An 8,646-nucleotide genomic window follows, 5' to 3' on the forward strand; every position below is an offset into this window, starting at 1 on the left:
GGAATTCTATCTACGTCCACGTTGCCGTAGGCTAAATTACTAGGGATTGTAAATTTATATTTCGAGCCCGTATTCATCAAAAGCAACCCCTCGCGCAATCCGTCGATTAAGCCTATCATAGAAAGATGCGCCGGAATTTTAGACGCGAAAGTATCGTCAAATACGCTACCGTTCGTCAAATACGCCTTGTAGTTCATCACTACTACGCTCTCAGGCTTTGGCTTTTCGCCCATACCTAGCTTTAGAATTTCATATTGAAGACCGGATTTTGTGGTTTTAACGTCCGGATTTTTGGCATTTTTCGCCATAAATTCCTTGCCCGCTTTTAAATTTTTATCAAGCTCCGCTTTGGAATTTGTTTCTACGATCTTATTTAGTTTATCGGCTCTTTGATTCAAAAGCGCAATAATTTCCTCATCTTTTAGTTTCTGCTGCTTTTTAAGAGCGTCCAAAAACCCCTCTATCACCGCATTTAAGTCGTATTTGACGCCTAATGCGGCTTGTGAATGCAGCTGGTTTGAAACATAGCTTCCGGTAGAAGCTCCGATGCTATAAGATTCTTTTTGTTCTTGCGTAGTTAAATTCGCGCCCAACGCGCAGCTTGCCAAAACGATAGGCAAGAAAATTTTTAGTCTTTTTTGCATACATTTGCCTTTTAAATTTCGGGGCCGCGAACTTACGCGACCCCGAAAGAATTATAAATTATTATTTAGAATTCTTTGAGCCTCTTTGATATACTCTTTAGCGGCTTCTAGCCTTTGCTTAGTATATTTAAAGCCATGCATTCCCCATGAGCCGTCTTTTTCGATAAGATCGACGGTGTCTTGAGCTTTTTCTATTAGCTCGTAAACGCGAGTTTTATCGCTGGAGTTAAGCTTTTTAGTCTCAAGGATAGAGTAAATTCCTTGAATACCGATCTTAACTTGCGAGAAGTCGCTCTTAACCGGAGTTTGCCAACCCATAACCTCATCGTAAACCTGCTTTTGGTTCTTGAAGTGAAGCGTCTCTTTTAGCTCGGAAACGACAGGGCTATGGCAGCCTTTGGTATCTTGCATATCTTTATCCGCCCAAGATGTTCGTGCGCACGACCACATAAGATCGACGAAATTTCGCCCATCTTTATTTCTTTGGAAGTGCCAATCTTTCGCATCTCTTGGACCTTTAGCGGCATCGCCTGCGACTAGAGATTTTCTAGCAGGATCGATGTCGATCTTCCAGATGTGCGATCTTCTTTGAGTATCGAATCCCGCGTTGTCTTGAAACTGAATAGCGTAGAAGTTCTCGCAGCTCATCATAAACGGCATGTGGCAAGATGCGCAAGTGTTGTCTTTATGCGTATCGGCTCTTGCGGCGATGTAGGCTTGCTCTTGGTGGCAGTCTTTGCACTCTTTTGTGATCTTAGGCTTTGTATAAAACGCGCTCAAATAGCCCTGCTCGGAGTTGTAATTTACGCCCTTGACGGTTTTATCACCAACTACCGGTCCGGTGTTATCGTGCGGATCGTGGCAGGTTACGCAGCGCATACCCTTCTCGTAGTGAGCGGTAAAGTAAGATTGAGAGCCCTCAGAGCCACAGCCTGGTCCCATAGATTTAAATTTAGAGCTAAGAGATAGATCGGGATTTCCGTTGTTTAGCGGATTAGCACGAGCTAAATCAGGGCTATAGTTAAATCTTTGGTGGCAGCGTTCGCAGTTTGAGGTTCTAAAATTTGTAGCGCCGTCAAGGTGACCGCCCGCTCCATGGCACTCTTCACAGGTGATACCCTTGGAGATAGTGTGCTTTTGAAGCTCTTTTGCGTTACCCAAAGCAGCATAGAATTCTTTTTTAGTTTTAAAATCGAATTTGAATGGGTGGCAGACTTCGCAATACGAGCTGTTTGCTTGGAAAAACATCGATTTTTTATATTTCGCAGCATACGACGCAAGACCTCTTACGTAACCGCCGTTATCGCCGTATTCCTCAAGCGTGCCCGGGAATTCCGGAACGATCTTTTTAATCTTTTTGACCGTCTCATCATCTAAATTTAACGCCCAAGTCCTTTGGAATTGGTTACCGCCGGCTACGATCTGACCGGTGCCATCTCTTAGCAAGCCGCCCTCTACGTGATAGGTTCCGCGTAGAAGCCACGCATCTACGTAGCCAAATTTTGTCCTTAGATGCCCCACGGTCGCATAAATTACGTCAGGGGTAATACCTTTTGGAAGGATCGACGCCGTATCTGGGCTAAATACAGGATCGGTTAGGTTGTTATTAACCTCCGGGTGCTCGCCCGGGAAGCGGATAGTAGTGGCGTGGCGCGATCTGCTCCATGTCTCATACTGTGCAGGGTGGCACTCGCCGCATTTTTCAGGACCTATGAATTTATTCGGAAATTGCAAAGAAGAGCCCGCAGGGATTCTATACATCATAGAGCTATAGCCCTTGCCGTCATCTCTTTTGCTCGCTTTTGAAAAGTCAAATCCGTGACCTTCCGCAAGCCACTCCAAACCTCGGTCGTGCACATCCATCTTACCGACCGTCTTGCCGCCGTATTTGGTAAAAATCGGGTGATTTTTAAATAGCCAGTCATACATCTCTCGCTCTTCTACGACGTAGTCCTGCAAGGATATGACGCCTCTGCTTTGCAACGTGCCCTTAGGATTTGCGATGACGTCGCGCGATTTTTGCGACATTTCCATCTCATGCCCCATGCCTTCGTCGGCACAGGCTCCTGCGGCAAAAATGCTAATACAGGCGAGCGCGCCTAGTAGCATCTTATTCCATTTTTTCATGGCTCCTCCTTTGAAAATCAAATTTTTAAATTAGCAAAGTTTTACGATTGAAATAATACCAACAAAAAAGGGTGAAAAAGGGAGAAATTTAATAAAGTCTAAATTTAACGAAAAGCAATCGTAAATATCGCGCCTTCGTCGGAATTAGCAGCGCTTATGCTCCCTCCGTTTTTTTCGATTATCATCTTGCTCATATATAGTCCGAGCCCGCTGCCCTGCTGTTTTGTCGTAAAGTGCGGCTCAAAAATTTTACCGAGCCGCGCCTCGTCAATGCGGCTTGCGTTATTTTCGATCGTGATTACCCGCTCGCCCTGCTTTAAAAACGAGCGAATTTTAATCTCGCGCCGTTTAAGCGGCACGTCCAAAAACGCCTCCTTTGCGTTGTTTATGATGTTTATTAGCACCTGGATGAGCTCGTTTACGTTGCCGTAAAGGGTGAAATTTTCCTCTATCCGCACGCTTATGTCGATGACGTGCTTTTTAAGCGAGGCGTTTAAAATTTTACGCGCCTGCTCGATCGCTTCGCCGGCGCTAAATTCCCTCTTGGGCATATTCGGATTGAAGAAATTTTTAAAATCCTCGATCGTATCGCTCATAAATTTCACCTGCTCGCCCGCGTCTTTTATGCCTCCTTCGAGCCTTTCTTTTGAGAGCTTGCCCCGCTCGTTATAAAGCTCTAAATTTATGAGCGTGGAGCTGATCTGCGATAGCGGCTGGCGCCACTGGTGCGAGATATTGCCGATCATCTCGCCCATTAGCGCGAGGCGGCTTTGATTTATCAGTAAAAGCTGAGTTTGCATCTTTAAAGTCGCGTTTTTTTTGTGAATTTTATAGATACAAAATATACAGATCAAAAATACCACAAGCAAGCTTAGGCCGCTAACGACAAACTCTTTGGTGTGATAGAGCAGAATGCTTTTTATCGGAATTTTAAAGCTTATCATCGCGATCGTATCGCCTAGACTACCTTTGAAATTCCCCACGTCTCCGTAGAGCTCTTGCATCTTTTTGGGCGCTGCGTTGATGCTGTGGCATTCGGTGCACGAAGGCTGGGAGTTTGTTATCGGCAGACTCAAAAGATACGAGGCGCCACCTTTATCATAGATGACTCTGGAGTATTCTTTATATCTGTTTTCTTTAAAGCCCTCTAAAATTTCATTCTCAAACTCGCTTCCTTCGTGCTCGGGATTGAGCGGATCGGTAGCGACGAGCTTGTAGTCGTAGTTGATGTTTTCTTTAGCGAGCTGAATTTTATAAATTTCGCGCGTTATGTAGGTCGAGGACATCAGCCTCGGATCGAAAAAATCCTCACTCAGAAGCTTTTTTTCTTTAAGCTCGTTTATTAGCGGGCGCTGCACGGTCGAGACGTAATCGCGCACCGCATTCATCGTATCTAGGATATAAAACGCCTCGCGCCTCGTGTCCTTTAGCGCAAGCTCGCGGTAGAAGTTAAAAACCAAAGCCGTAATTACGATATATAGCAGCACGAAAAGCGCTACGATAAATTTAAATTTATACTTCAAAGAGATACCCCACCGCATATAAATTTTTGATCACGTCCTTGCCGATCTTGCGGCGTAGCTCTTTGACGATCGCCTTGATCGCCTCCTTGCTAGGCTGCTCGAACTCCCACATATAATCAAATAGCTGCTCGTAGGTTACGGTTTGATTTTTGCGCGCTAAGAAGTACTCCAAAAGCTTGCTCTCGCTTTTGGAAAGATGACAGGCGCTGTCTTTTACGTAGATGATCTTTTTGGCAAAATCATACTTCAGCTCATCGTTTATATTCAATATCGGCGCGTGATTTATCAGCTCCGCAGCGACGTCTTGCAGCGCCTTTATAAAGGCGTTTTTGTCGTACGGCTTAGGCAGATACCTAGTGATCTTAAGCTCCACCGCCCGCCACAGATACTCCTGCTCGGTGTGGCTCGAAAGTATCACGATCGGCACTGAGATGCCGGCAGCTCGGATCTTTTTAACGACCTCAAGCCCGTCCATATGCGGCACGCCGATATCAAAAACCAGCACGTCGTACGAGCCGCTCATCGCCTCATCAAGCGCCTCCAGCCCGTCCTTAACCCCCACTACTTCGCCGAAAAACAGCTGCAGCGATTCGGTTATATTTTTTAAAATCCCAGGCTCATCCTCTAGACAAAGAACCCTTTTATTGGACAAAACGTCCAATAATTCGTAATCTTGCATACTCTATCCGCCTCCAAGCTTAGCGCATTTCATTCTTAATCATCTCTTAAATATAACTCGCTTAAATTATATAAATTTAGCATTAAACTAACGTTAAAAAAATATACCAAAGCGGTTTGCGCGCAAATTTAAACCTCAAACCGCCTATGTGCGAGCTTTGCGCCTGCATAAGTCGGCTTAAAAGATCACAAGAACGTAAAAAGGTGGGGCGATAAGCTTGATATTAAATTTTACCGCCTCGCAGGCGACAGATGAAAGACGGTAAAATTCTATTTTAGAGGTGCTTGCATATGCATTTCGCAGACGAAAGACAATCAAATCATGAAGCATTTATCAACCCTGTGCTATCGGCGGAATAGAATTTAAAATTTAGCCCAAGCCGGGCATGCTAAAGTTAATGCGAATGCTCCATCTTTGAGTGATCCATGCCGCCGTGATCCATGTTCTCCATCGAGCCATGATTCATATGCGAATGATCTATTCCCTCCATCGAACCCATATCGTGGCTCATCCCACTCATCGAGCCATGATCCATCATAGAATGATCCATGCCACTCACACCTGGATCGGTCATTCCAAAAATCATCGCGACGTGCCCTAACACCAAAAATACAATCAGCGCCAAGAAATGAAATTTAAGCCTAGCTCTAAATTCCGCTCCTTTTGCGATAACTCCGAGCTCCAAAAGTAGCAGCACCAGCGCAGGCAGCGCCGCCGCTACGTATGCCGCCAAAGCTAAGGCGTCCGCAGCGCCACGCAAATGAATGACGGGCAAAATTTTAACCGCTACGTAAATGATTAATATCGTAAAATAAGCGCCGAGAATGATGCTAAGGCATTTATTGATTTTTAGCGCCAAAGAGCCCTCCTTCGCGCGGTACAAGCTAAAAAATTCGCTCGCTACTATCGCTTCTGCTAAGCCCATCGGCACCGCCATAAATAAAATCAAATTCCACGGCTGATTTGCCATCAAAAGCTCCATGTAATTCGTCATTGCCATGTTTTCTCCTTATTTTGGTTTAAAAGACGCAATTCTAGCGGCTTTCGGTAAAAAATTTTAAAACGATAGATAAGATTAAGTGCGCCTTTAATCTTATCTTTCTGCAAAATGATTTGAGCTGCGTCTTAAAACTCGCTCACAAATATTAAATTTATCTCGCTTTACACGCCGTCCCTTTGTATCTAACGCGAAATTTAGAAAATTTATATTTGCAAAAGCAGATGCCTTAAATTTAGCCAAAACGCTTTAAATTCCGTAAAATTTCAGTTTTACAAAGATAAAATTATGAAATTTTTTTAAAAGGATTTAAAATGAAAAATGCTCTTTTATTCGCCTGCGCAGCGCTGTTTGTATGCGCTTGCTCCAATTCTGAGCAGCCAAAGCCAGGCGTTTCGCATTGTAGCGAGCCTAAAATGGACGAGGCGTCGCATCAGATGATCCAAATTTGCGGCGAAAGCGAGGATCCGCAGATAGAAAATATGCAGTGCAACGAAAACGGACTTTGCTTCGGCACCGCAAAAATCAGGTAGCCGAAGCTCCGCAGGCGCTAGCGCTAAATTTAACTATTTTAGAACCAAGGCCGAACACCCGCAGAGCGGTTCAAGCCGCACTTTAATTTAGCCCGCAAATTAAATTTAGCCCCGCTTCATGCTGTGAAAATGAGCGACTCAATGAAGCCGACACCAAGACGGCGCCATATCTTAGTAAAATGGGGTTATGGCATTTTCATAGCTACTTGGGCTCACCCGCAACCTTTATGCGCTACTTAAAAGCTGCGGTCGTACCTCAAACCCCTAAATGCGCGCCGTTACCACAACTACGAACTATCCTTAAAAGTTGCAGGCGCGCCTTCAAAATAGTAAATTTTCATCGCAAGCATCGTAAATTTGGATTTACGCCGATTGTTTACTTTTGTTTCTCGCGATTTAGCGAAATTTATTTCAAAAGCTCAAATTCCGCCCAGAATTCGCTGCCCACGCCGCCGCTCTCGCCGCTTTTTACGCCGAGCTTCGCGCCGTGAATTTTAGCGATATTTGCAGCGATTGCCAGCCCAAAGCCGCTGCCCGCGTTTAAGCTTTTATTTCTTGAGCCCTCGGCTTGGTAAAATTTATTCCAGATTAGCTCGCCCTCTTTTTGCGAAATGCCAGCGCCGTCGTCCTTTACAGATAGTAGCGCGTGCGTTTTGGTTGCGCTTAATCTTAGCTCGATTTTGCTCGCGGTAAATTTTAGCGCGTTGCTTAAAAAGTTATCCGCTAGCCGCGAAATCATTAGCTCATCGCCCCAAATTTCAACGCTTGGCGCTATGTCGCGGCTAAATTTTATTCCTTTGAGCTCGGCCAGTTTTTCATAATCCCTCGCGAGATTTTGCAAAATAGAGCTTAAACTCACGCGCTTTAGCGTTAAATTTCCGCCCGATTCCAGCTTTGAGAGCTCCAAAATTTGATCTATTAGCGAGGCGATCTTTCTTGACTGCCTGGCGATGACGTCCAGCGACTCTTTGGCTTCGTTTAAATTTTGCGCATAGCTTGCGGCATAGTCGCTCTCGGCTATGATGACGGACACCGGCGTGCGCAGCTCGTGAGAAACGTCGGAGGTGAGCTGCTTTTCGCTTTGATAGACCTTTTCGAGAGAATCGAGCATCGAATTAAACACGCTCGCAAGCGCGTGCAGCTCGTCTTTGCCCGCAGGCAGCTCGATTCGCTTTGAAAAGTCCTTGCTAGCGCCGATCTCAAGGGCGGTTTTGGACATCGCGGAGACCGGTTTCATCGCGTTTTTTATCGTCTTGTAGCCTCCGTAAAGCACGAAGGCGAAGAGGATCGGCACGAGTAGGGCCAGAGCCAGCAAAAACAGCCCCTCTTTTTTAAAAAACCCATCCGCGCTTATCACGCCCCTGATCCAGACCCCCCGATCCTCGGTCGCAGCGTCGTAGTAGTAAAAGCGGTTTTCGCCGTTTTCATAAAGCCGCACCTCGCCGCCGTCCATTTTAAGCGAAGTTTCAAAATTTTTAGGCGCCAGGCCGCCCGTTAGCTCGCCGTTTGCGCTGTATTTTATGAAAAATATCCCATCGTCGTAGGGCTCAAATTCTTCCATATCGCTAGCGATTTTGGCGACCGATTTGGCTAACTTTTTTTGACTTACGTCCTCAAAAATTTCATCCGCCGCGACCGCCGAAATAGCAATTAAAGCGGCTACGATAACGAGGATAAAAAACGAATACCAAAGCGTCACGCGCGCCGTAATGGGTATGTTTGCGAAGATCCGCTTAATCCTTAATAACATAGCCGAGCCCTCTTTTAGTCTGGATCACTTCGCACTCGCCGAGCTTCTTTCTGATATTTTTAATAAGCACGTCGATGACGTTTGAGCCACCCGTGTAGTCGAAGTCCCAGACGTGCTCCTTGATCTGATCGCGGGTTAAAATTCTGCCCTTATTTAGCATTAAAAACTCTAAAATTTCATACTCTTTGCCCGTTAGCTCAATGTTTTGCCCGCCAAGTTCGACCGATTTTTTAGAAAGGTCGATCTTCAGCTCGCCTGCGTAAATTTCATTGGCGGCGCTGTCGCTCTTTCGGCGGATCAGCGTGCGCGCTCTAGCCAACAGCTCTTTAAAATCAAAGGGCTTAACCATATAATCGTCTGCGCCCAGATCAAGCCCTGCGACGATATCTTCTT

The 8,646-nt window shown here is 45.6% G+C and carries 8 protein-coding genes; 1 reads left to right on the plus strand and 7 read right to left on the minus strand.

Annotated elements, in window-relative coordinates; translation table 11 throughout:
• The 5 genes from Q0236_RS01300 to Q0236_RS01320 all read right to left on the minus strand — a co-directional run.
• On the minus strand, window positions 1–644 hold a 644-nt coding region (locus Q0236_RS01300; protein ID WP_297914102.1), incomplete at its 3' end, for an FKBP-type peptidyl-prolyl cis-trans isomerase N-terminal domain-containing protein.
• A 51-nt stretch (window positions 645–695) separates the two neighbouring features.
• Window positions 696–2,771: a cytochrome C gene (locus tag Q0236_RS01305; RefSeq protein WP_297914105.1), complete on the minus strand. Its 2,076-nt coding sequence runs from the start codon at window positions 2,769–2,771 to the stop codon at window positions 696–698.
• 104 nt (window positions 2,772–2,875) lie between these two features.
• Complete coding sequence (locus tag Q0236_RS01310) at window positions 2,876–4,294, minus strand: DUF3365 domain-containing protein (protein ID WP_297914122.1); 1,419 nt, start codon at window positions 4,292–4,294, stop codon at window positions 2,876–2,878.
• Window positions 4,284–4,973, minus strand: a complete 690-nt coding sequence (locus tag Q0236_RS01315) for a response regulator transcription factor (protein ID WP_297914108.1) — start codon at window positions 4,971–4,973, stop codon at window positions 4,284–4,286. Before Q0236_RS01315 ends, Q0236_RS01310 begins: the two co-directional genes overlap by 11 nt.
• A 394-nt stretch (window positions 4,974–5,367) precedes the next feature.
• Complete coding sequence (locus Q0236_RS01320) at window positions 5,368–5,973, minus strand: DUF6803 family protein (RefSeq protein ID WP_297914111.1); 606 nt, start codon at window positions 5,971–5,973, stop codon at window positions 5,368–5,370.
• A gap of 311 nt (window positions 5,974–6,284) precedes the next feature.
• On the opposite strand from Q0236_RS01320, the gene Q0236_RS01325 reads away from it, so the two are divergent.
• Window positions 6,285–6,503: a hypothetical protein gene (locus tag Q0236_RS01325; RefSeq protein WP_297882694.1), complete on the plus strand. Its 219-nt coding sequence runs from the start codon at window positions 6,285–6,287 to the stop codon at window positions 6,501–6,503.
• Between the two features lie 406 nt (window positions 6,504–6,909).
• On the opposite strand, the gene Q0236_RS01330 is transcribed toward Q0236_RS01325, so the two are convergent.
• Together Q0236_RS01330 and Q0236_RS01335 are read right to left on the minus strand one after the other, a co-directional pair.
• Window positions 6,910–8,253 (minus strand): HAMP domain-containing sensor histidine kinase, encoded by a 1,344-nt coding sequence (locus Q0236_RS01330; protein ID WP_297914116.1) that lies wholly within the window; start codon window positions 8,251–8,253, stop codon window positions 6,910–6,912.
• Window positions 8,237–8,646 (minus strand): response regulator transcription factor (locus Q0236_RS01335; RefSeq protein WP_297914119.1); only part of this gene is annotated, 410 nt, incomplete at its 5' end. The genes Q0236_RS01335 and Q0236_RS01330, both read right to left, overlap by 17 nt.

This window comes from uncultured Campylobacter sp. (genome assembly GCF_938031315.1).
In the GTDB taxonomy this organism is placed as follows: Bacteria; Campylobacterota; Campylobacteria; order Campylobacterales; family Campylobacteraceae; genus Campylobacter_B.